Below are 23,070 nucleotides of genomic sequence, written 5' to 3'. Positions count from 1 at the left end.
AGATGCATTCAACCCCGGCGTGAACGCCGGGGCTTTCTGCAAGAAACCCGGTAAGAAGGAGGTCAGCAACGGGGTGTAGGGCGGACTCCAGCACTGTCGCGATGCGGCGCCGGCCACCCCCGCGGCCAGGACCCTCGCGACCTGCTGATGCCGGGTTCGTTCTCCCCACCGACGGTGCCCGAAGGCGCCGAGTGGCTGGCGCCAGCTGGCCACATCCTCACACCGCACGCCCCCTCAGCCGCGCTGACGCCCCCGGGATCCCCGTTAGCCCTTCGTCGCGGGCTCCACCACGAACTGTCCGTTCACCGTTGGCCGCACCGCAAAGCCGAGTCGTCTTACGAGGTCACTGAGCGATGCGCCGCCGCGCAGTTGGCGATAGCTCTCGTTCCCGAGGGTGTCCGTGAGGGCCTTGCCCACCTGGAAGGAGGTGACATCAAGTCCGCCGGTCTCGGCAGCCAGCAGGTGGCCGATGACGAACCGGCTTGCCTCCTCCGGGCCGTCGGCATTCGCCAGCCGACGGGCCTCCTGGCGAATCTCCAGCGTCTCCACCGGGGGCCTCGGACGTGGCGCCTGTGAGGGTGAGAGCACTCGCACCGGACCAACCTGGGAGGACTGCGGCACCGCTGGGGGGGCCACCTCCGGGAGTCGTGCCTCGGCATTGCGGAACAACGTCTGTTCCTGTGCCAGTTCCACGCGCCAGGCCCTCAGTCCGTCATGGGCAAACCCGAGGTCGAACTCGACCGCCTTCCCCTGATGCTCGAAGTTGGTGAAGTCCTCACGGGGTACGAAGAACGCCTTCATGTCGCCGTCCTCCACAGCTACCTGCCCCGACCGCTGTCCTTCGATCTGCCGGACCACACCGCGGACGCGCTGACAGACCTGCTCGGAAAGCTGCCAGTCTCGGTTCGTGGGCCGGTACTCCCCGGGCTCCCTGAAATTCGCCAGACGCGCCGCCGCGTGGCCGTCGGACACGCCCTTCGCCACCCACTCGTAGTTCCACCGCCTGTCGCGGCCGGGGTTGAGCCGCGCGGCCTCGTTGCGGTGGCGCAGCGCCTCGTCCTGCGAGTACTCCTCCTGGTTGAGCCAGCGCAGGAAGTGCACGACGTACAGGTAGTAGCTGCACAACGGACTCGGACGCGATCCGGCGACGTTGGAGAGGCGTTCCAGAGCGGCGAGGTCGTCGTACTCCGGAAGTCTGCGGTAACAGCGGAACCACAACTCCACGTCATGGTCGGCGAGATCGCCACGCTCCTCGAACGCCGCGTCGAAGAACTCCACGACGGTCCGGAAGACCTCGGTGGGCGTGTCCTTCCAGTCTCGGCCCTGCTCCTTGAGGAACTCGCGGGCCAAGACCAGCGCCAGCCCCGAGCGACCGCGGGAGTTCACGATCACGTCGCGCCAGGCCCGGACCATTGTCTCGATCTCGCCATGTGCGATCTCGATCTCCTCGCGACAGCGCTGGAGGTACGAGCTGTCGGCGCTGTCGGGGCGTACCGACTCGCACTCGTCCAGCAGCGAGAGCGCCACCCTCAACTGCTCGTCCGCCCAGCTTCCGACGTCGCCGCCCGCGGTCAGGAGGTTGACGAGGCTCTTGTACAAGGAGACGCTGACCAGCTTGCTGAGAACCTTGACGATCATCTGGATCGCAGAGACGTAGTTGTGCTCGTCCTCCGGCTTGAGCTTGCGGGCCCTGGCGAACACTCCGAGCGCCGCGTTGTACCGGTCGCGTATGTGCTCGATGAGGGCGGCCTCGCGGCCGGCACCGGTGCTGAATTGGCGCAGACCCGCGTACACCCAATCCCGGTGCAGCATCCCCAGGGCGTGGAACTGCACGTGGTCCTGTTCATTGGAGAGTTCGATCGCCTGGTTGATGAACTTCTCCGCCTGCCCGTCCTCGTGCTTCTTGAAGTCCAGGTGGTAGCGAGCCAGGTGCAGCCAGTAGTGCGGCTCTTCGGAGCACCGGCGCGTGAGCTCCTGGAAGATTCGGTACGCCTGCTCCCGGCCAGGCTGCTGACCGGTGCCGAAGGCCATGGCTTCATCATTCCGCACGAATCGACGGTTCATCAGAGAAATCGGGCATAGCCGTATGGCCGATGCTTTCGACCATTACCGTACGAATGATCTCTCCAGGCGATCAAGCGGAGAGGCCCGCTCTTGGAACGGCACGACAACCCCTACTGGCGCCGGTGTCATCCCGTCCTGTCGTTTCCGACCGTGCCGCCCAACTCCTCGGCTTCAGGGAGTGCTCGCGCCGCCGAGCCGAGGCGCCGGAGTCCCGCCGCAGTTGCGTCGCCTGCCGCCTGTTCGTGATGACGTCGGCGCCAGTAGGGGTTGTCGTGCGGCAGCTCGCCGGAGACCCGGCCATACATGCCGAACGTCGCGATGAGCAACCCCATGACGAAACTGAACATCACGTCGGTCATGCCGAAGTCGAGGATGTTCGCGGGGCGATCCAGCACGAAGAGATGGAAAAATCCGCTCAGCACGAACAGCCCGCCCACCGCCATGTTGAGGGTCGAGGCGAAGTTGCCGCTGATCACAGCTCCGGCGAGCAGCGCCAGCCCCACCACGGTGGAGATGACGCTGAGCGCGACGTTGGTGGTCATGCCCGCGATCGTGTTGCCCGCCGTGCCGAAAGGGCTGAGGGCGTCGGCGAAGCCCAGGCCCGCGAAGGCGAGCAGGACGAGGCCGCGCAAGGCGGCACCGTAGCGGTAGACGGTCGCCAGGTGGTGATCAACGGGAAGTTCATCTCGTTGCTCCATGCATTTTTTTCACCTTACGTGGCGTACTTGGATGCATTTCTCCGTTATTTTTACCCGCTCGTCCGGACCGGCGACACCTCCCGACGCGACTGGGCCGCGCAGGCCGGAGGGCGTGCGGGGGCAGCCGTTCAGCGGCTCAGCCGGGCAAGTTCCTGGTTCATCTCGGCGAGGAAGCGGGCTACGACCGCCAGTTCGTCGGGGGTGAAGCGCTCGCATGCGGCTGCGGTGCTGTGGGCCAGCGGCCGGAAGTACTCACTGGCGACGCGTCGGCCCGCCGCCGCGTAGCGCAGGTGCACCACACGTCGGTCGTCGACCGCTCGCACGCGTTGGATGTGCCCGGCCTTCTCCAGCCGGTCGATGCAAGCGGTCACCGCACCGGACGTGAGACTGAGCCGCTCGCGCAGTCGGCCGGGCGTCATGGGCCCCTCGTCCATGTCGGCGTCGAGGATCGCGATCAGGGCCAGCACGTCGGTGAGGTGCAGTCCCTGCGCCTGGGCGAACTTGTGCGCGATGCGATTGAACTCGGCGTTCATTCCGCGCAGGAGCACAGCGAAGGACTGCAATCCCGTCGGGTCGTCTCCGGGCAGGGGCGACGAGGAGTTGTTGACGGGCATGGCCCCAGTATATGTTCTCTCAATCGTTGAGATACTTGATGATTGACTTAATTCCGCAGTAGGGATGCTCATGGGAACCACACAGCGCCGGGCCCGGTGGCTCGTACCGCTCGTCCTGCTCTTCGTCTGGCTGGGCACGGGCGCAACGCTCGGTCCTTACGCCGGGAAACTGGGCGAGGTGGCCACCAACGACCAGGCCGCGTTTCTGCCGCAGAGCGCCGAGTCGACCCGGGTGCTCAAGGCTCGGGAGGCGTTCGACCAGTCCGAGACCCTGCCGGCCATCGTGATCTGGACGGCGGACGGCAACCGGATCAGCAAGGCCCAGCAGACCGCCGCCACCCACGCGGTCAGTGCGCTCGCCGGAGAGCCTGGAGTGGTCGGCCGTCCCTCCCCCACCCTCCTCTCCGACGACGGACAGGCCATGCAGTCCGTCGTACAGCTGAAGTCCGACCTCGGTGAGACCCTTCCGGACGTCCTCAGCACGGTGCGCAAGGCGGTCCGGGGTGTGCCGACAGCCACCGCACAGATCGCGGGCCCGGCGGCGAACCAGGCAGATCTGGCTGACGCCTTCGGGGGCATCGACGGACTGCTGCTGGGGGTGGCGCTCGGCGCCGTTCTACTGATTCTGCTGCTCGTCTACCGGAGTGTCCTGCTGCCGTTCCTGATCATTCTCGGGGCGGTGTTCGCCCTGGGGCTGGCCTGCGCTGTCGTCTACGCGCTCGCGGACCGGGGCATCGTCCGGGTCGACGGGCAGGTGCAGGGCATTCTGTCCATCCTGGTGATCGGCGCCGCCACCGACTACGCGCTCCTACTGACCGCCCGCTTCCGCGAGGAACTCGCCGTTCGCGAGGACCGGACCGCCGCCGCGGTGGCCGCGGTACGACGCTCGTTCGGCGCGATCACGGCGAGCGCCGCCACCGTGGCGCTCGGACTGCTGGCCCTCCTCGCCAGCGACCTCACCAACAACCGTTCCCTCGGCCCGGTCGGCGCCATCGGCATCGTCTGCGCCGCGCTCTCCGCACTCACCTTCCTGCCGGCCGTGCTGGCGCTGCTGGGCGGTGCCGCCTACTGGCCTTCCCGGCCGAAGGCGTCGGACTCGTCCGTGGACGCGCACGGCCTGTGGGGGCGGGTCGGCGCAGCCGTGGACGCCCGACCGCGCCGGACCTGGGTGGTGACCGCACTCCTCCTTGCCGTCTTCGCGGCCTTCTCGCCCTCCCTGTCCGCCAAGGGCGTCCCACTCGACGAGATCTTCGTGAACGACTCACCCTCGGTCGCGGCCCAGAAGACGCTCGGGCAGCACTTTCCCGGCGGATCCGGCAACCCGGCTGTCGTCATCGCCGACGCCGACCGGACAGCTCAGGTGACTGCCGTGGCCAGGAACACCAAGGGCGTGGCATCAGCCGGCACCGTCTCCGCCTCGGGACGGCCCGACGCCGGTGCGCCGCTCGTCGTCGACGGCCGGGTGCGGATCGACGCCGTCCTGGAGGCGGCGGCCGACAGCGACGCCGCCAAGGAGACCGTCGCCCGGCTGCGCACGAACCTGCACGCCGTGTCCGGGGCCGACGCCCTGGTCGGCGGGTACACGGCACAGCAGTACGACACCCAGCGGACCGCCGCACGCGACCGCACGGTCATCGTGCCCATCGTGCTCGGCATCATCCTGCTGATCCTGATGCTCCTGCTGCGCTCGCTGCTGGTACCGCTGCTGCTGGTGGCCACCGTCGGGCTCAACTTCCTGGCGACGCTCGGGGTGTCGGCGCTCGTCTTCGAGCACACTCTCGGCTTCAGCGGCACGGACGCCTCGGTGCCGCTGTACGGGTTCGTGTTCCTGGTGGCACTCGGCGTCGACTACAACATCTTCCTGATGTCCCGGGTACGGGAGGAGGCCCTCGTGCACGGCACACGGCGGGGCGTGCTGCGCGGGCTGACCACGACCGGCGGAGTGATCACCTCGGCCGGTGTGGTGCTCGCCGCGACGTTCGCGGCCCTGATGGTCATCCCGCTCGCCTTCCTGGTCCAGATCGCCTTCATCGTGGCCTTCGGTGTCCTCCTGGACACTTTCGTGGTCCGTTCGCTGCTGGTGCCCGCCCTCATGATCGACATCGGACCCCGGGCGTGGTGGCCGAGTTCCCTTGCCCGGGATACCACCGGACACGGGACCGGGCCGAAACCTCTGGCGTGACGACAGCGCTGTCCGTCGTACCGCCGTCGCGACCGGGGCAACACACTGCCTGGGCGGTGCGCCGACCCCGGAACCGGCCAGCAGTACTCCGAACTCATTGGCAGCGCGATCACCTTCGGACGTTCCGGGGGCCTACGCCTGATACCCACGGATGTTTTCGGACGAATGGTGCAACCGTCGGCCTGTGTCCGCACGAAGTGTTTGTAGAGGCGGCCGACGCCGAACCGGACGATGCACGACCCGGACACCGTGCCTGTGGACACCGTGCCTGTGGACAGGTATTCGGCCATGGCGCCGCAGGCAGCCGGGCCGACCCGTCGGGCCGCGACGCCCCGACGGACATGGTCACACCGTTGCGGAGATGATTCGGACGACGAAGCAACAGCGTCGGAGCATGCGCGTCGAGGCAAGATCGTGAGCGCGGACGGACAGCGGAACGCGACCGACCCCGCCGAGGGACACAGCGGCCACGGGCCCGAGCGGCTGCACTGCCTGGTCACCGGAGCATCCGGCTACGTCGGCGGACGCCTGGTACCGGAGCTGCTGAAGGCAGGCCACCGGGTACGCTGGCTGGCCCGTTCACCGGACAGACTCCGTGACCATCCCTGGACCGGCGACGCCGAGACGGTTCGCGGGGGAACGTCACGGACCCCGAGTCGGTCACCGCAGCCATGCGCGGCATCAACGTCGCCTACTACCTGGTGCACGCTCTCGGTTCCGGCGCCGATTTCGAGGACACCGACCGCCGCGCCGCGCACGTCTTCGCCGAGCAGGCACGGGCCGCCGGTGTCCGACGGATCGTCTATCTCGGCGGACTCACCCCGAGGGGCGTGCCCGAAAGCTCGCTGTCCCCCAACTGCGTTCCCGGGCCGAGGTGGGACGGATCTTCCTGGAGGCGCCGATGCCCGCCACCGTACTGCGGGCAACGGTCGTCATCGGCTCCGGATCGGCCTCCTTCGAAATCCTGCGCTACCTCACCGAGCTGGGTGCACAGCCGCACCCAACCCATCGGGGTGCGGGACGTGCTGCGCTACCCCGTCGGCTCGGCGACCATGCCGGACGACGTCAGCCGGACGTTCGACATTCGAGCGGCGGGTGGCCCTTCACAGCCCTGCGATTCCGGCCCGTTGTGCCTGCAGCTCCGAGCGGACGAGTTCTAGGAGGCGGCCTGCCCAGTTGCGGCCGCGTCCGGCGTTGTCCCCCCAGAAGCCCGAGTCGGCGTCGTCGTAGATCACGGTGGCGTCGTTCGTGGTCAGCAGGATCTCAGCCAGGTCGGGGTGCTGGTCGTACTTCGCGCGCAGTAGGGCCGCCATTACCGCGGTGCGGGCGTGCTGCCAGCCCTCACGCTGTGCTGCCGCAGTCGCGGACTTGCGTGCGGCGGCAAGGGACTCTGCCGTGGCGATCACGGTCCGGACCTCGGGGTCAGCGACTGACAGCGCCCAGTAGGCGTGGGCTGCAGATGGGTAGCTAACCTCGCCAACGACGATCGGGGCCGGGTAGTCGTTGCGCAAGCCCCGGAATCCCGGGGCATCGACCGGTTTGCTGGGATACGTGTGGTATAGCTTGATCGCCGGGGCGAAGGAGGTCACTGGTCCGTCTGCCGGGACGTGTGCGGCCCGTTCAGCGGCCCATCGCGCCCGTTCCTCGAAGTAGGCGACGGCACTGTCGTAGTCCTCCTGCATGATCGGCCCATCGGCCGGTATGTACGTTTCGCCGCCGGGTCCCGCCACGAGCACCCGCAGCGGCCAGTCTTTGCTGTCCATGTCGCCCAGTGCGTAGCGGCGCTGCGAGATCGGGATGGCCAGGAAGGCATTGCGGGCTGCGGCGCGGTTTTCCTCGGTCCGGTCGGCGAGGAAGGTGTCGACGGCGGCGAGGCATCGGCCCGTCGAATCCGGGCGCCCGTTGAGTTGGTCGATGGTGTCTCGTATCTCGGCGACCAGCAGGTCGGGAGTGAGGTGGCTGTGGGGCTCGCTGAAGGTCCAGCTGGCCAGTTCGAACGCGGATGCCTTGGCGCCGTCCGGCAAGGTGGTGGCTACCCAGCCGCTGCGGAGCTTGTTCTGGAACTCCTCAAGGGTGACCAGTTCCCAGCAGTCGATGAGCCCGTCAGCGTAGATGAACAGGTCGGTGAGGAAGTGCGTGCCTCCGTTGCGGATGAAGGCGTGGCGCCAGGTGCCGGGTATGCGAACGCCGTCCACCGTGCGGTGAGTGGTCTTGTTGCCGATCATCCGGCGATTGTGTCGCAGCTGCCGCTGCGGGGTCGGGGAATAGTAACCGTGCCGCGCGTCTCCGAGCGCAGATCGGCAGCCGCCCAGCGGCACGCTGACACCGTCCGGTTCGTGCTGTTCGAGGCACGTCCGGCCGGTCTGACTTTCGTACAGCTCGTCAGATCCAGCCAGCTGTCGCCCCATCAGGCCCGTTCGGGCCTGGCCTGTCTGCGGGACACCATCACCGAACGCGGCTGGCCTCCCCTGATCTGGACCCGGCCGGACGGCTACAAGTTCTGCGCCGACCCCGCCGAACTCCAGGCATACGAGGTCGCGATCATCCGCGGCAAGCTCACTGAGATCCGCCGCTTCATTACCGGCACCGTCGCCCCGCACGCCGCTCTCCAGCCCATGGGGCGGCGGATCAAACACCTGAACACCCAGCTCAACTCGGTCGAGTCCACGCTCGATGTGATCGCTGACTTCACCGACGCCTGACCTCTTCAAGACCCTCGAACGCTCCCACCAGAGCACAGGGACGAAACCCAAGGATCTTCCTCAAGCGGCTTGACGCGATATAGCAGCCTCGGGCGACGCCCTGACCGATGACGGGCCGGTCTGCGGGGCTGCTGCTCCAGCCCTACCCGCCTATGCGGGGTCTGCAGGCAGATGCCGTCCTGGCCTGCTGTCGCCCGACGACGGACAGGCCCCGTGCCAGGCTTTCCAATCCGTGGAAGGAATTCTTCGACAGGCACCTGCCGGGCGATGACAGTGGAGATCACACTGTCAGTGATTCCGAGGTGATCAGCGATGACGACTCAGGCAACAGCACCGGTCAGGGCAGCCGAACACAAAGAACTCCGCCGCGCGTTCTCGCTGTTCCCCTCCGGGGTCACCGCGGTCGCCGCGCTCGTCGACGGGTCTCCGGTCGGTCTGGCCGCGAGTTCGTTCACGACTGTCTCCCTGGACCCGCCACTGGTGAGCGTCGCGTTCGGGAACCAGTCGCGGACCTGGGCGCGGCTGCGCGAGGTGAGGCAACTCGGCATCAGCGTCCTGGCGTACCAGCACGCGGACTACGCGCGCGTGCTGGCCGGGCCCGGCGACCGGTTCGCCGGCGCCGACTGGACCGCCACACCCGAGGGCGCGGTGCACATCGGAGGCAGCGCACTGATACTGAGCTGCTCGATCGCCGGACTCACCACGATCGGGGACCACGAGGTCGCGTTCCTCCTCGTGGAAGACGCGCATGCGCAGTCGGCCGTCGAACCGCTGCTGTTCCACCACAGCAGGTTCCGCCGCGTGACCGACCGCATGTAGTGAGTGCGCGTGACCGACCGCATGTAGTGAACCGCCCGATTGCCTGGTTACCATCAGGAATATCTGAGGTGGACGTACTGGGAGTCTCGATGGCGCAGAAGCCCGGCGGCGAGTCCAACAGCCACGTCGGGCGCGTGTTCGGCCTGATGGATCTCCTCGGCGCGGAAACCTCGCCGCTCACGCTCAGCGAGCTGGCGCGCCGCGCGGACCTGCCGATCTCGACGGCGCATCGGCTGCTGGGCGAACTCGTCGCGTGGGGCGGCGTGGAGCGCACCGAGTCGGGGACTTACCGGCTGGGAGAGAAGATCTGGCGCCTCGGCGTGTCCTCGGCCTGGGAGCGCGAGCTGCGCAGGACCGCCCTCCCGTTCGCCAATGAACTCGCCGCGCGCACCGGGGCGGCCGTCGCGCTGAGCACGATGATCGGCGACCGGCTCGTGTGCATCGACACCGTGCGCGGCAAGCTCGACAGCATCCGCCTGACGCACGCGGGCGACGAACTCCCGCTGTTCGCGACCAGCGCGGGCAAGCTGTTGATGTCGACGGTGGACAAGACCGCGCTCTCCGAAGCGCTCCGTACGCGCCTGGAGAGGCACACGCCGTACACCCAGATCCTGCCGCGCCTGGTCGTGGCGCAGGTCGAAGCCGCGCGACAGGCCGGATACGCCATCGCCCGCGCGGAGAGCTCCCCCGGGCAGTCCTCGCTCTCCGTGCCCGTGGCGACCGGGATCGACCGCACTCCGATGGCGCTGACCGCGCTGGTCCCCGCGTCCGACGCGCACCTCCCGCGGCTGATCCCCCCGCTGCGGGAGTACGCCCAGCTGATCTCCCGGGAGATCGCGAACCCCAGCTGATCATCCGGGGCCTTTCCGCATACTGGAAAGATCTCCTCGACGCCCTCCCGCCTGCCGCGCACAGTGATCGAAAGGTCACGAACACCGGGAAGCGGAAAGGCCGTCTCATGTCTCTGGAACTAGGCATCTTCGACTCGTTCGATCTCGCCCACGGCGGTGTCGGGGAACTGCTCGACGACCGGTTCCGCTTCGCGCAGGAGGTCGAGCGGCTGGGGTTCGGGCACTATCACGTGACCGAGCACCACGGCACGCCGCTCTCGGTCGTGCCGTCGCCCAACCTCTTCGTCGCGGCCCTGAGCCGGATCACCAGCACGCTGCGCATCGGCACCCTGGTGAACGTCCTGCCCGCCTACGAGCCGTTCCGCCTGGCCGAGGAGATCGCCGCGCTGGACCAACTCTCGCACGGCAGGCTCGACTTCGGCGTCGGCCCCGGTGTCAGCCCACTGGAACTCGGCATTCTGGGCGTCCAGGGCGATCAGGCCCGTGCGATCTACGAGGAGACGCTCACGGCGGTGACGACGGCGCTGCGCACCGGCCGGATGAAGCATCGCGGAACCCTGCTGCGCGATTACGACGCGGCGCTGTCCGTGCTCCCGGTCCAGAGCCCGTACCCGCAACTGTGGTACGCCTCCGGCAGCGCGGCCACCGCGGAGTGGGCGGCATCCAACGGCATCAACTTCGTCACACGCTGGGAGAACGGCCGGGTCGCCGAGGTGGGCAACACCTTCTGGACGACCTGGGAGAAGCACCGCGCCGACGAGGACCGGCTCAACCCCATCACCGGCCGGCCGCGTCTCGGCATCTCCAGCCCCGTCGTGATCGCGGGCAGCCGGGCCGAGGCGGAGGACCTCTTCCACCGCGCGAGCGCCCTGTTCCAGCAGCGCATCCTGCACCTGTGGCACGAGAACAACGACCACCGGCTGGACGGTGTCTTCTCCGCCGAGAAGATGCTCGCCAAGGGCAACGCGTTCGTCGGCACCGCGGACTCCGTGCGCGACGAGATCGTGGCGCAGGTCGAGGCGTCCGGCATCAACTACCTCGAACTGTCGATCATCTTCGGCGACATCGGGCTCGCCGAAGCCACCGCCACCGCCAGGGCCGTCGCCGACCACGTCGCCCCGGCAGCCCGCGAGGCCGCACAGAAGACGCTGAGCCTCCGAGGAGTCCCGGTCGCATGACGAAAGGCACCACGATGCGTGTGCGCGTCGAATCAGGAGAACTCGAAGGGACCGTCGAGGACGGTGTGGCCGCGTTCCTCGGTGTTCCCTATGCGGCCGGTCCTACGGGCGGATCGCGGTTCCTCCCGCCCACCCTGCCGCCCAGGTGGGAGGGTGTCAGGCCGGCGACCCGATTCGGGGCGGCCGCACCGCAGCCGGGAAGCCTTCGAGCTCGGACGGTCCTCGGCCGGTCCGGACCCTCCGGCCCCGACTACCTCGTACTCAACGTATGGTCACCACAGTCGGACCGGCGAGCGAATCTGCCGGTGCTCGTATGGATTCACGGCGGCGGGTTCACCAACGGATCGGGCGACGTACCCGCATTGCGTGGAGCGACGCTCGCCAAAGACACCGAGACCGTCGTCGTCACCGTCAACTACCGGCTCGGCCCGCTCGGCTTCGCCTGGCACCCCGAACTGACCGGCGACCACGCCAACCTCGGCCTGCTCGACCAGAGGGCCGCGCTCGACTGGGTCGGCCGCAACATCACCGCGTTCGGCGGCGATCCCAGCCGTGTCACCCTGGCCGGGGATTCGGCAGGCGCGATGAGCGCGGCCATACAGTCCGTACTGCCCGGCGCCGACACACGGATCGCCACACTGTCCCTGCACAGCGGAATCCCCCGCCTCACCGAACCGGACCCCGCAGCCGACGTCGTGCAGCGCCTGGCCGCACAACTCGACGTACCCGTCCGACAGCTGGCAGAGCTCGACGACAGTGCTCTGATCGCCGCCGCGTCCGCGATCGCCCCGACCCACCGCTTCGGGCCTGTCGCCGCGGGCGAACTCGCAGACGGCCTCCCCGCGCCCTCCGCGATCCCGACCAGGCTCAACACGACATCCGACGAGGGCACGTTCTTCGTGCTCGACGAACGCTCCCCGCGCCGGCTGACGTCGACCGAGGCCGAAGCCCTCGCCGTGGCGATGCTGCCCGGCGACGGCCACCGCCGCTACAAGGAAGCGGCCCTCTCACTCCCGCCGGCCAGAGCGGACGACCCGCACTGGGCGCTGTCCGCCGCCGTGACCAGCGCCCTTTTCGAGGAACCCGCCGACGCCTGGGCCGGCGCCGCACCAGGCCTCGTCTGGCGCACCCGCTACAGCCGCCCCGCGACCGTATGGGACGGCTGGCTCGGCGCCACCCACACCCTCGACGTGCCCGTACTGTTCGGCAACCATCGCCACCCCGAACTCGCCCGCCTCTACGCAGGCGATGAAGGAATCGACGATGTCTCCATCCGCCTACGACGCGACATGCGAGCCTTCCTCTACGGTCACCCGGTGACGACAGAGCGACCGGACGAGGATCACAGCGAACCTGTCAAGTCAGCTGAGACAGCTTGAGAAGCCGTATCTCAACCGAACGTGATCGCTTGATTTCCTCTGGTCAGGCATGGTGTAGCTCGCAATGAGGGAGGGATGCGGCGTCTTGTTTCGGCTCCGTGATCGAGGGGTGCGCGATGGCATCGGTGCTGGGAATGCTGGAGGAGCGGGAGACAGCGGCCCGGGTGCGGGTGGAGGGTCTGCGGGAGGAAGTCGCGCGGCTGTCCGGGGTGTTGGAGGCCCCTCAGATTGAGGGGCCGACGCGGACGGCCGGCAGCACTCGTTGCTGTGGCCGGGACCAGGATGGGCAGGTGATCGGAGGCCGCCTGCCAGGACGGGCTCACGGGCACCCGCGCGGACTCGAACGCGGCCGCGGCGATGCGGTGTCCGTACTGGGCGCTGACGCCGGCAAAGGCGTGCGTGGTATCCAGGAGCGCTTGCTGCTCCCAGGCGGTCGTTGGGCTGCAGCAGCTCATCGACGCTGCGGCGGCCGCTGCCCGTTCCGCTTCGTCCGTGTCAGCACTCAGGACGCCGGGACACCGGAGTTGCGGTGACGAGCGGGTCGCGGTCGCGAAGGACGTCGCGTCGTGCGCTCAGTGCGCGTCGCCGGCTCCGGAGGCGGCGACGTCAGGAACGCGCGTCGGCCGTGCGCCGTCGGGGCGGCTCGGACCCTACGGTCCACACGTACGTCGCGGCGCATGACCGGCCACTACCGCAAGCTCGGCATGGACGTCGGCATCAGTGCGGTGCTCCGCGTCCAGGGGCCTGAACTCGTCCCCTCGTCATGCGTCTCCTCCTCGTGGTGGATCGGTCTGCCCGACCCGGTCAGGGGTGTGCCCGTTCCGCCCCGTCGGGTGGCGATGATCTCCGCCGCGATGGACAGGGCCGTCTCCTCGGGTGTGCGGGCGCCGAGATCGAGGCCGATCGGCGACCTCAGCCGGGCCAACTCCCCGTCGGTCAGGCCCGCTTCCCGCAGCCGTCTTTCCCGGTCGGTGTGCGTACGCCGTGAGCCCAGCGCGCCGACGAACGCAGCCGGCATCCGCAGTGCCGCTTCCAGCAGGGGCACGTCGAACTTGGCATCGTGGGTGAGCACGCACAGCACCGTGCGCGCGTCGGTCACGGTGCCGCGCAGGTAACGGTGCGGCCAGTCGACGACGACGTCGTCGGCCTCGGGGAAGCGGGTCGTGGTGGCGAACACGGGGCGGGCGTCGCACACGGTGACGTGGTAGCCGAGGAACTTGCCCACCCGTACGAGTGCCGCGGCGAAGTCGATCGCCCCGAAGACGATCAGGCGGGGCGGAGGGACACTCGACTCGACGAGCAAGGTCAGTCCGTCGGGGCAGCGCGAGCCGTCCTCCGACAGCTCGACCGTGCCGGTGCGTCCGGCGTCCAGCATGGCGCGGGCTTCTCCGGCCGCCGTACGGTCCAGTTCCGTGTGCCCGCCGAGTCCGCCTTCGTACGAGCTCGCCCGGGAGGGCCGGGACGGCTCCCCCACCGCTTCGCCCGGCCGCACCAGCAGGGCCGTGCCGAGGAGATCGGCGGGGCCGCGTACGACGCGGGCGAGGGCTGCCGGCTCGTTTCGGACGGCAGCCGACAGGGCCGACCGGAGCACTGGCCTCCCAGGCGCGTCCGTGCCGACCGGGGTGACCATGATGTCGATGATCCCGCCGCAGGTCAGACCGATCGCGAAGGCGTCCTCGTCGCTGTATCCGAACCGTTCGACGACCGTCTCGCCGTGCTGCAGCGCCTGGACGCAGAGGTCGTACACCGCTCCCTCCACGCAGCCGCCGGAGACGGAGCCGAGGACCGTGCCCTCGCTGTCGACGGCGAGGGCGGCGCCGGGGCCGCGCGGGGCGCTGCCGCCGACGGCCACGACGGTGGCGACGGCGAACGCGCGGCCCTCCTCCATCCAGCGGTGCAGGTCCCCGGCGAGGTCAAGCATGGACGCCTGCCATCAGGACGCGGTCGGGGCGGAGCGGCAGGTCCCGGTGGCGTACGCCGGTCGCGTGCCAGACCGCGTTGGCGACGGCCGCGGCGGCACCCACGATGCCGATCTCACCGATGCCCTTGATGCCGACCGGGTCGTCGGGGTCCGGGTCGTCGATCCAGTCCGCCTCGATGGCCGGAACGTCGGCGTGGGAGGCGACGTGGTAGCCGGCGAGGTCGGCGCCGTAGTGGCTGCCCAGGGCACGGTCGCGGACCGCCTCCTCGTGCAGGGCCATGGAGATGCCCCAGGTCATGCCGCCGACGAACTGGTTGCGGGCGGTGAGCGGGTTGACGATCCGACCGGCCGCGAAGATGCCGAGCATGCGGCGCACCCGGACCTCGCCGGTGGCGGGGTCGACGGCGACCTCGGCGAACTGGGCGCCGAAGGAGTGTCGTTCCGTCCTGGCGAGGGCGCCGAGAGCCTCCGTGGTGTCGGACCGTGCGGTGACCCCCTCCGGCGGGATGTCGGCACCGAGTGCGAGCCTCTCCCGCAGCTCCTGTGCGGCGGCCATGACCGCCCATGCCCAGGAGCGGGTGCCCATGGAGCCGCCGGCGATGAAAGCGGGGCCGAGGTCGCTGTCGCCGATGCGCACCCGGACGTGTTCCGTCGCGGTCTGAAGGGCGTCGGCGGCGATCAGGGTGAGTGCGGTCCGAGCGCCGGTGCCGATGTCGGCGGCGTTGATCCCCACGGTGAAGGTGCCGTCCGCCTCCGCCGTCACGGCCGCGGTGGACGGGCCGGCACCCGCCGGGAAGGATGCGGCCGCTGTGCCGGTGCCGAGCAGCCAGCGTCCCTCGCGGCGCAGGCCGGGGCGCGGGTCACGGTCGGCCCAGCCGAACCTGCGGGCGCCTTCCCTGAAACAGGCGATCAGGTTGCGGCCGCTGAACGGCAGCCCGGACACCGGGCCTGCTGCGGGGTCGTTGCGTGCGCGCAGTTCGATCGGGTCGAGACCGCACTTCTCGGCGAGTTCGTCGATCGCCGACTCCAGTGCGAACGATCCCGGCGCCTCGCCCGGCGCGCGCATGTACGTCGGGGTCGGCACGTCGAGCCGGACGAGCCGGTTGGCGGTGTGGTGGGCGTCGGCGCCGTACATGGTCCGGGCGGGACCGGCGGCCGATTCGATGAACTCGTGCACGGTGGAGGTGGCGCTGAGGGAACGGTGCTCCAGCGCGCGCAGCCGGCCGTCGGCATCGGCGCCGAGCCGCAGGCGCTGCCGGGTGGGGCTGCGGTAGCCCGTGAGGGAGAACATCTGACGGCGGGTCATGACCACGCGGACCGGGCGCTGCAGTTCGGTCGCGGCCATGACGGCGGCCACCTGGTGTGCGCGGATGCCCTTGCTGCCGAAGCCGCCGCCGACGTGTTCGGAGCGCACCCGGACAGCGGACGGGTCGAGCGAGAACATCTGCGCGAGTTCGCTCGCGACCCAGAAGGTGCCCTGGTTGGAGTCGACGACTTCGAGACGGCCGCCGTCCCAGCGGGCGGTCGCCGCGTGCGGCTCCATCATGGTGTGGTGCTCTTCCGGGGTGGTGTACTCGGCGTCAACGACGACCGCGGAAGTGGCGAGTTCGGTCTCCAGGTCGCCCTTCTCGATCACCGCCGGCCCATGGCTGTCGAGCGGGTACGCGTCGGGGTGCTCGCTGGTGAAGTCGACGTCGTGCGGCTCCTGTTCGTAGTGCACCACCAGCGCTTCGGCGGCCTCCCGGGCCTGTTCGGAGGTGTCGGCGACGACCAGCGCCACCGGCCAGCCCGCGTGCGGCACCCTGTGGTGCTGGAAAACGGCCGCGGTCGGGTCCGGAACGCCGAGCATACCGACGTACCCCGTCTCGACCCGCGGGGCGTTGCCGTGGTGCAGGACGGCTACCACACCGGGCATGGCGAGGACGTCGGCGGTGTCGATGGAGCGGATTCGGCCGCGGGTGACCGTGGACAGTACCAGCCAGCCGTACGCGAGGTCGGCGAACGGGATCTCGCCGGCGTAGCGGGCGGCTCCGGTGACCTTGTCGCGGCCCTCCACGCGGGTGTGTGCGGTGCCGACGGCGTTCTGGCGTGCCGTGGGGGCGGTGGTCATCGGGCGGCCTCCTCGGTCAGTTCGGTCAGCACGGCCACGACGAGGTTGCGCATGAGGGTCACCTTGTATGCGTTGTGCGGCAGCGGTTTCGCCGCGGCGAGTTCGGCGTCCGCGGCGGCGGCGAAGGATTCTGCGTCGGCAGGCGCTCCGGTGAGGACGCGTTCGGCCGCCGTCGCCCGCCACGGCCGGGATGCGACCGCCCCGAAGGCGAGGCGTACGTCGCGTACGACGCCGTCCCGGAGGTCGAGCGCGGCGGCGACGGAGCCGATGGCGAAGGCGTACGAGGCACGCTCGCGCACCTTGCGGTAGCGGGATCGGGCGGCCACCGGAGCGGGCGGCAGGGTGACGCCGGTGATCAGCGCGCCCGGCGGCAGCGCGGTCTCGCGGTGCGGGGTGTCACCGACCGGCAGGTAGAAGTCGGCGAGGGGCAATGCGCCGGGGCCGTCGGCGGTTTCGTACGACACGGCCGCGTCGAAGGCGGTCAGCGCGACGCCCATGTCCGAGGGGTGGGTGGCCACGCAGTGCTCGGAGGCACCCAGGATGGCGTGGTTGTGGTGCTCGCCCTCGATCGCGGGGCAACCGCTGCCGGGCATACGCTTGTTGCAGGGCTTGGTCACGTCGGCGAAGTAGCCGCAGCGGGTGCGTTGGAGCAGGTTGCCTCCGACGGTGGCCATGTTGCGCAGCTGGCCGGAGGCGCCGGCCAGTACCGCCTGTGCCAACGCCGGATAGCGGCGGCGGACCTCGGGGTGGGCGGCGAGGTTGCTGTTGGTGACGGTGGCGCCGATGCGCAGGCCGCCGTCCGCCGTCACCTCGATGCCGTCCAGGGGCAGTTCACGGACGTCGACCAGGCGGGTGGGCCGCTCGACACCGGTCTTCATCAGGTCGACGAGGTTGGTGCCGCCGCCGAGGAAGCGGGCGTCGGGGTCGGCGTCCAGCAGGGTCAGGGCCCCGGAGACGTCGAGGGCCCGGTCGTATGCGAACTCCCTCACGCTGCCGCCTCCCCGGTTTTCGCTTCCGCCGCCTGGGCCACGGCCTGGACGATCGACACGTACGCGCCGCAGCGGCACAGGTTCCCGCTCATCCGTTCCCGGATCTCCTCGGCGCTCAGCGGTGGTGGTCCAGCCTCGGGGCGGACGTCGTCGGTGGCGGCACTGGGCCAGCCGGCCGCGTGTTCCTCGATCACCGCGATCGCCGAGCAGATCTGGCCGGGGGTGCAGTAGCCGCACTGGTAGCCGTCCAGGTCGAGGAACGCCTGCTGCACCGGGTGCAGTCGGTCGCCCTCGGCCAGTCCCTCGATGGTGGTGACCTCGCGTCCGTCGGCGGCCACGGCGAGTTGCAGACAGGACACCGCCCGGCGTCCGTCGAGCAGTACCGTGCAGGCGCCGCACTGCCCCTGGTCGCAGCCCTTCTTGGTACCGGTCAGGTCGAGGCGCTCGCGCAGGGCGTCGAGCAGGGTGGTGCGGTGGTCGACGGGCAGACTGTGCTTCTCGCCGTTGATGTTCAGGGTGATGTCGCTGGACGTTGACGAGGCGGCTGGGGCCATGTTCAGCCTTCTTTCACGTGTCCCGGACACGTCGGGGCGTCAGTCCGACGCTAGAGTGAGCTCAAGCGGACAGCTGTCCGCTACCGGTCGAACGTAGTGGACAACTGTCCGGTTCTCAAGGACCGCTTTCGGACACAAGCCGGCGAGGAGGACGAGTGGGGCAGAGGAACGACCCGCGCCTGCGCTCGGACGCGCAACGCAACCGCGAACGCATCCTGGAAGTAGCCCTCACCGAGCTTTCCCGGGCAGCCGACATCCCGCTGAGCACGATTGCCAAGAAGGCAGGCGTCGGCCAGGGCACGTTCTACCGGAACTTCCCCAACCGCGAGACGCTCGTCCTGGAGCTCTACCGCCACGGAGTGCAGCAGATCGCCGACACCGCGCCCGTGCTGCTGGAGACCATGGAACCCGACCGCGCGCTGCGGGCGTGGATGGACCACCTCGCCCGGTTCGCGATGACCAAGGCCGGCCTGGCGGAGGCGATCCGCCAGGCCCTGAGCACCTCGTCCGGGAAGGCGGCGAAACCGGGCCACACCCCGGTGACCGAGGCTGCCGACCTCCTGCTCCACGCCTGCGAGGAGGCCGGCACGATCCGTCCCGGCGTCACCGCCGACGACTTCATGCTGGCCATCGCCGGCCTGTGGCAACTCGCCCCGCACGACAACTGGCAGCCGCAGGCGACGCGCCTGCTGGACATCGTCATGGACGGACTTCGCACGGGGGCACCCGGACGCCCGGGGTCGTCCGGCCGATCAAGCCGACGGTAGGCAATCACCGGACGCCCGTGGCTCACCGTCAGGCCGGGATGCGCCTGGTCACCCAGTGCGCGATGCACGCTCCGGCCGCACTCTCGAGATGGACAAGGTCGCGCTCGACGGACGCAGCCACTGGCACGACCTGACGCTCGACGCGGCTGTTGCCCTGGTCAGCCGCCATCGCGGAAGTCCCCCAGACCCGTGAGGATGAGCTCCAGCCCAAAGGAGAAGACCTCTTCGACAGGCACCGCCAACGCCTCCGCGATCAAGTGGACAGCGGGGAACTGTGCCGGATCCACGCCCCGCAGATCAGCGACCGACTCCTCGTCGCGCGGCCCACCGACGCCGTTCTCATGGTTGAGCTGTATCGCCAGGCCGAATACGTAGCGCGCCGGCGTCTCATACGCGCGCGTGGCCGGTGAGGCCTCGAACCCCGCCTTGAGCAGGACCGCAACACAGCGCTCCCGCAACGCCATCGAGTCACAAACCGACGAGACCATCGCCCCGACCGAACTCACCGCCTAGGCTCAAAGAAGAGATCACCGAGTGGCCGCCAATACACCACTCCAGCGGACGTGACCTCCTCAGCCGGTAGCTGGTCGCCGCGAAGGTCAGCCCGGTGCGGGCATTGGGGGGATTTCCCCATCGTGGGCGGGACTGTGGCTGCGTAAAGTCGCAGTGACTGATCACGATCCAACTCACCCAAACGGGGGAACTTCATGCGACGCCTGCAGACGCGTCTCCTTGCAGCAGCGGCTTTGGCTGCTCTCACCGTCGGCGGGCTCTCCGCGTGCTCGGTCCTCGACCAGAAGACCTTCGAGGACGATGCCAAGGTGCCCCAGAAGATCACCTCGATCCGTCTCGACAGCAGGAACGGCGGGGTGCAGGTGGACTCCTCGGCGGACATTTCAACGACCTCCGTGCACCGCAAGGTCAACTACCGCGGTGACAAGCCGAGCGGCACCTCGTTCAGCGTCGAGAACGGCGTCCTGACGCTCTCCGGCTGCGGCAAGAACTGCGGCGTCGACTACGTCGTCAAGGTGCCCGCCGGTCTTGCGGTGACGGGAGGCACGTCCAACGGCAGCCTCACACTGAGCGATGTCGGCGTGGTCGACGTGCACACAAGCAACGGCGAGATCGCGGTGAACAAGGCGACGGGCCCGGTGAAGCTGCGCACGTCCAACGGTGACGTCCACGTCAAGGACGCCAAGGGCGGCGACATCGACACGCAGACGTCGAACGGCGAGGTGACGATCCAGACGGCCACCCCGCAGAACATCAAGGCCCGCACGACCAGCGGCAGCCTCACGGTCACGATCCCGTCCGCCAGCTACCAGATCTCAGCGAGCGACTCCCACGGCGACAAGAAGGTGGCGTTCAAGAACGACCCGTCAGGAAAGTACCGCTTGGATCTGTCGACAACGAACGGTGACTTGACTGTGGAGTCGGCAGGCCAGTGACCTTCTTCAGAGTGGCCGCTGATCACAGCCTTTTGACCGTCTCTCTTCCGGCAGCTTCATCTTCAGCTCGGACGGCGAGGTACTCGGCCCAGTCACGTCGGGCGTAGGCGACCCATCGGAGCGCTGTGTGGCGGTGCATCCCAGTCACGTCGGCGAGGATCGGGCTAGGGCGATCAGCAGCGAGAGCGGCCAGCGCCCCGTTGCGCGCGGTGCGAACCAGGATGCCGTACCGGTTGAGTTTCTGGGTCATGCCGTGCGTCGAGATCGGCTTGCCCGGGACCATGCCCGGGAAGAGCCACCGAGGTCCTGGGTGGGCTCGCGAGAGCTGCGGCCGAAGTTGGGGCTGTTCGGCAAGTTGCCGAAAGAGCTCGGCGAGCCGTGGAGGGAGCAGGACAGGGTGGCGGCCCAGAACCAGGTGGGCGTGCTTGATGCTGTTGGCGATCTTCATTCGTCCAAGTTTCGGTAGAGGCGCTGGAACTGGCTGGTCCGTCGGGGTGGCCGGGGTTGGACAGTGCCCGGTGGGAAGTGCCCGCCGAGTCGGACGATGTTGGTTCCGGCGGCGGTGAGGACGTGCTGGACGTGGGTCTTGGCGATCCCGTGGTAGCGGCAATGCCGCAGGCCGTGGGCGTGGACCGTCTCGGACACGGTGGCTTCGCAGCCGGCGCGGATCGCGTAGTGCTGCTGCCACTGCGGGGTGTCCTGCTCGCGCCGGACCCGGGTCTGGATCTCCTGCAGTTGCTGGGGCAGCAGGATGATGTGGCGGCCTCGCCCGTCGGCATTGCCGGTGCACTCCAACCGGTGGGGGCAGGCCCGGCAGGCGGGCTTGGGGAACAGGACGGACAGCCGCTCGTGCCTGTCACCAAGGGTCGGCTTCCACGGGGGGCTGGTGACTCCCCGGGGGCAAGTGAGGGTTTGTATCTCCCAGTTGGGGACGAAGTCCGCCTCGGTGAAGCCGGGATGTTCGCGGGCCCGAGGGTCGGGCGGACCGGCCCGGACAGCACGAAGCCGTGGGTGTGGGCCGCCAGGTGGATTGACTCGGGGGTGACATATCCAGCGTCGACGAAGTGCTCCAGGCCGGTGAAGCCCAGCCTGGCCAGTCCCTGGTGGATCACGTCGAGTGCATCGATGTCCTGCTCGGGCACCGGTTGATCATGACCTGCACGATCACGCGAGGGCCGTCGCCCCACAGGTTTCGGTCTGGTGGTCGCGACAGCCGATCCAGTGCTTCTTCCCGGCCGCGTCGAGCTTCTGGCAGTAGCGGGCCACGGGGTCATAAGGCGAGACGATCTCCATGCCGGCCCACGGGACGCTGGCCGTGTCGAGGTCCGGACGCCCTTCCGCCTCCGGCGGCAGTGCGGCCCTGCGGGCCATGTCACGCCTGCTCAGACGGTCCTTGTGGGACTTCGGGTCCCGCCAGCGCAACCGACCCGAGCCGTCGTGCTTTGCCGTCGACAGCGATCGCCCGCAGTCCGGGGCCGGCCGGGGTGGCGCGGGCGGTGAGGAAGGCGCCGATCGCCCGGTCCAGGGCGTCGCCGTCGAGCTGGACGAGCAGACGGCACAGGGTGTGGGGGTGTGGGACGGACACGGTGCCGGAGAGCGGGTCGGCGGGGAAGCCGAGAACTCGGCAGGCCCACGCAGGGACGTCGCCGATCCATTCCGTGATCGCGGTGAGCGAGCGGGCACCGGCCAGGACACTCGCCGCGGCCGCGGCGACCAGAGCGGACAACCGGTAGCGGCGGCCACGGACGCCTCGCGGGTCGGGCACCGGATCCAGGAAGCCGGACAGCGCGACCACGTCCGCCAGCGGGACCGGCGCGGCAGCCCGGCCCAGTTGGGCCGGCGCGGTGGGCATGAGAGAAGATGCAGGAGCAGGCACGGACTCGCCAGGTGTTCATGGGACTTCGACACTCACATGATCACTGAGACCGTGCCTGCGCTGCGTCCGCCCCCTGCCCGAACCGGGATGGCCCGTCCAAGGACGGGCCAGCACGACACTCCGACGAAACGTGATCATGCAACGGCCCCTGCGCCCAGGATCCTCACCCCGCCTCCCGGCGAGGGCTTGAGGATCTCGACCGCACGCACCGGCGGCGGAAAGTACGTCCCCGACCACATCCGATTCCAGATCTTGTATAAATTTCCCTTCAAATCCTTCTCGAACTCGTCGATGGACTGCCCGTCCACTCCCAGCGCACCTTTGTTCGCCTTCACTCCCTCGTATGCCTCCCAGACCTCCTGCTTCGAGATGTCGAACGGTTTGGCCGGTGACTTCAACGTGTCCATCAAGTTCCTCCCGGAGAACGTCCGGTTGTCCGGATACACAACGTCACGAATAGCCCGGCTCCTTCGCTCCACCCTCATTACAGGGGCTTCGTCACTACTACGGGCCGGTCCGCCAGCGCGCCCCGCGCCGGTACTCGATCCCTCACGGCTTCCACCGTCGAGGACACTCCCTGTTCCCCGCCCCTAGCAGGGCGGACGGTATCGGGGCACGCCTTCTCCTGTTCCATGTGGAAGCGGCAGATCGGGCTCACGTCGTCTGCATGCCGGACACCACCTGGCCAATAGGCGGGCACCCGCCAGGCTCTTCCCGAAGTTGTCGGTAAACCCCGGTTTTGACGTCGTCTCAACTCTTTCGACACTTCAGCGACGATTCACTCGCGTTCGTCTTCCCGATCCCCACCTGACGCCTCTTACGACGCCTTTCCTCATCGTTCACCACAACGGTCTTCAGCCAATGCAGCATGAGGTCGAGTAGCCGGGGGGAATTTCACCCCCCGGCCCTCACAGATCC

22 protein-coding genes and 1 pseudogene are annotated in these 23,070 nt (G+C 69.0%); 9 read left to right on the top strand and 14 right to left on the bottom strand.

Translation table 11 applies throughout. From position 1 onward, the window contains the following. Positions 1–264: 264 nt before the first annotated feature. From ACWDEW_RS48235 to ACWDEW_RS48225, 3 genes are all read right to left on the bottom strand, one after another. Positions 265–2,031 (bottom strand): hypothetical protein, encoded by a 1,767-nt coding sequence (locus ACWDEW_RS48235; RefSeq protein WP_450522641.1) that lies wholly within the window; start codon positions 2,029–2,031, stop codon positions 265–267. 158 nt (positions 2,032–2,189) lie between these two features. Continuing rightward, positions 2,190–2,762, bottom strand: a complete 573-nt coding sequence (locus ACWDEW_RS48230; RefSeq protein ID WP_450522639.1) for a DUF4383 domain-containing protein — start codon at positions 2,760–2,762, stop codon at positions 2,190–2,192. 128 nt (positions 2,763–2,890) lie between these two features. Continuing rightward, positions 2,891–3,376 carry a MarR family winged helix-turn-helix transcriptional regulator gene (locus ACWDEW_RS48225; protein WP_450522637.1) on the bottom strand — a complete coding sequence of 162 codons (486 nt, stop codon included), beginning with the start codon at positions 3,374–3,376 and terminating at the stop codon, positions 2,891–2,893. 70 nt (positions 3,377–3,446) lie between these two features. Here ACWDEW_RS48225 and ACWDEW_RS48220 point away from each other — a divergent pair, with 70 nt between their 5' ends. Further along, a complete protein-coding gene (locus ACWDEW_RS48220) occupies positions 3,447–5,558 on the top strand; it encodes an MMPL family transporter (protein ID WP_450522635.1) in 2,112 nt (703 codons plus the stop codon). 483 nt (positions 5,559–6,041) lie between these two features. Next, positions 6,042–6,661, top strand: a pseudogene (locus ACWDEW_RS48215) (NAD(P)H-binding protein); the annotation flags it as partial. On the opposite strand, the gene ACWDEW_RS48210 reads toward ACWDEW_RS48215, so the two are convergent. Further along, positions 6,662–7,783, bottom strand: coding sequence for an NADAR family protein (locus ACWDEW_RS48210; protein WP_450522633.1), 1,122 nt, complete (start codon positions 7,781–7,783; stop codon positions 6,662–6,664). A gap of 48 nt (positions 7,784–7,831) precedes the next feature. On the opposite strand from ACWDEW_RS48210, the gene ACWDEW_RS48205 reads away from it, so the two are divergent. From ACWDEW_RS48205 to ACWDEW_RS48185, 5 genes are all read left to right on the top strand, one after another. Continuing rightward, positions 7,832–8,260, top strand: a complete 429-nt coding sequence (locus ACWDEW_RS48205) for a RacP protein (RefSeq protein WP_450522631.1) — start codon at positions 7,832–7,834, stop codon at positions 8,258–8,260. A gap of 312 nt (positions 8,261–8,572) precedes the next feature. Further along, positions 8,573–9,079: a flavin reductase family protein gene (locus ACWDEW_RS48200; RefSeq protein ID WP_450522629.1), complete on the top strand. Its 507-nt coding sequence runs from the start codon at positions 8,573–8,575 to the stop codon at positions 9,077–9,079. Positions 9,080–9,147: 68 nt separating this feature from the next. After that, positions 9,148–9,930, top strand: coding sequence for an IclR family transcriptional regulator (locus ACWDEW_RS48195; protein WP_450522627.1), 783 nt, complete (start codon positions 9,148–9,150; stop codon positions 9,928–9,930). A 107-nt stretch (positions 9,931–10,037) separates the two neighbouring features. Beyond that, complete coding sequence (locus ACWDEW_RS48190; protein WP_450522625.1) at positions 10,038–11,108, top strand: LLM class flavin-dependent oxidoreductase; 1,071 nt, start codon at positions 10,038–10,040, stop codon at positions 11,106–11,108. Beyond that, complete coding sequence (locus ACWDEW_RS48185) at positions 11,105–12,487, top strand: carboxylesterase family protein (RefSeq protein WP_450522623.1); 1,383 nt, start codon at positions 11,105–11,107, stop codon at positions 12,485–12,487. The genes ACWDEW_RS48190 and ACWDEW_RS48185 overlap by 4 nt, the downstream gene beginning before the upstream one ends. Positions 12,488–13,175: 688 nt before the next feature. Here ACWDEW_RS48185 and ACWDEW_RS48180 read toward each other — a convergent pair. The 4 genes from ACWDEW_RS48180 to ACWDEW_RS48165 are packed head-to-tail and all read right to left on the bottom strand — an operon-like array spanning position 13,176 to position 18,061. Beyond that, positions 13,176–14,408 carry an XdhC family protein gene (locus tag ACWDEW_RS48180; protein WP_450522621.1) on the bottom strand — a complete coding sequence of 411 codons (1,233 nt, stop codon included), beginning with the start codon at positions 14,406–14,408 and terminating at the stop codon, positions 13,176–13,178. Continuing rightward, complete coding sequence (locus tag ACWDEW_RS48175; RefSeq protein WP_450522619.1) at positions 14,401–16,518, bottom strand: xanthine dehydrogenase family protein molybdopterin-binding subunit; 2,118 nt, start codon at positions 16,516–16,518, stop codon at positions 14,401–14,403. The genes ACWDEW_RS48180 and ACWDEW_RS48175 overlap by 8 nt, the downstream gene beginning before the upstream one ends. Further along, positions 16,515–17,507, bottom strand: a complete 993-nt coding sequence (locus ACWDEW_RS48170; RefSeq protein WP_450522618.1) for an FAD binding domain-containing protein — start codon at positions 17,505–17,507, stop codon at positions 16,515–16,517. The genes ACWDEW_RS48175 and ACWDEW_RS48170 overlap by 4 nt, the downstream gene beginning before the upstream one ends. Further along, positions 17,504–18,061, bottom strand: a complete 558-nt coding sequence (locus tag ACWDEW_RS48165) for a (2Fe-2S)-binding protein (protein WP_450522616.1) — start codon at positions 18,059–18,061, stop codon at positions 17,504–17,506. Before ACWDEW_RS48165 ends, ACWDEW_RS48170 begins: the two co-directional genes overlap by 4 nt. A 155-nt stretch (positions 18,062–18,216) precedes the next feature. On the opposite strand from ACWDEW_RS48165, the gene ACWDEW_RS48160 reads away from it, so the two are divergent. Beyond that, positions 18,217–18,828 (top strand): TetR/AcrR family transcriptional regulator, encoded by a 612-nt coding sequence (locus tag ACWDEW_RS48160; protein WP_450522614.1) that lies wholly within the window; start codon positions 18,217–18,219, stop codon positions 18,826–18,828. A gap of 158 nt (positions 18,829–18,986) precedes the next feature. Here ACWDEW_RS48160 and ACWDEW_RS48155 read toward each other — a convergent pair whose 3' ends face one another. Beyond that, positions 18,987–19,316, bottom strand: coding sequence for a TetR/AcrR family transcriptional regulator C-terminal domain-containing protein (locus tag ACWDEW_RS48155; RefSeq protein ID WP_450522613.1), 330 nt, complete (start codon positions 19,314–19,316; stop codon positions 18,987–18,989). Positions 19,317–19,535: 219 nt separating this feature from the next. Here ACWDEW_RS48155 and ACWDEW_RS48150 point away from each other — a divergent pair, with 219 nt between their 5' ends. Further along, a complete protein-coding gene (locus ACWDEW_RS48150) occupies positions 19,536–20,276 on the top strand; it encodes a DUF4097 family beta strand repeat-containing protein (protein ID WP_450522611.1) in 741 nt (246 codons plus the stop codon). Positions 20,277–20,298: 22 nt separating this feature from the next. Here ACWDEW_RS48150 and ACWDEW_RS48145 read toward each other — a convergent pair whose 3' ends face one another. From ACWDEW_RS48145 to ACWDEW_RS48125, 5 genes are all read right to left on the bottom strand, one after another. Next, positions 20,299–20,724 carry a hypothetical protein gene (locus tag ACWDEW_RS48145; RefSeq protein WP_450522609.1) on the bottom strand — a complete coding sequence of 142 codons (426 nt, stop codon included), beginning with the start codon at positions 20,722–20,724 and terminating at the stop codon, positions 20,299–20,301. After that, positions 20,721–21,194: a transposase gene (locus ACWDEW_RS48140; RefSeq protein ID WP_450522643.1), complete on the bottom strand. Its 474-nt coding sequence runs from the start codon at positions 21,192–21,194 to the stop codon at positions 20,721–20,723. The genes ACWDEW_RS48145 and ACWDEW_RS48140 overlap by 4 nt, the downstream gene beginning before the upstream one ends. 246 nt (positions 21,195–21,440) lie before the next feature. Then, positions 21,441–21,647: a hypothetical protein gene (locus tag ACWDEW_RS48135; RefSeq protein WP_450522607.1), complete on the bottom strand. Its 207-nt coding sequence runs from the start codon at positions 21,645–21,647 to the stop codon at positions 21,441–21,443. A gap of 1 nt (position 21,648) precedes the next feature. Further along, a complete protein-coding gene (locus tag ACWDEW_RS48130) occupies positions 21,649–22,128 on the bottom strand; it encodes a transposase family protein (protein ID WP_450522605.1) in 480 nt (159 codons plus the stop codon). 158 nt (positions 22,129–22,286) lie between these two features. After that, positions 22,287–22,559, bottom strand: a complete 273-nt coding sequence (locus tag ACWDEW_RS48125) for a hypothetical protein (protein ID WP_450522603.1) — start codon at positions 22,557–22,559, stop codon at positions 22,287–22,289. Between the last annotated feature and the right edge of the window lie 511 nt (positions 22,560–23,070).

This window comes from Streptomyces sp. NPDC001100 (assembly GCF_053598575.1).
Note: the sequence above shows the minus strand (reverse complement) of the source record. Positions and strands in the feature narration are given on the sequence as shown.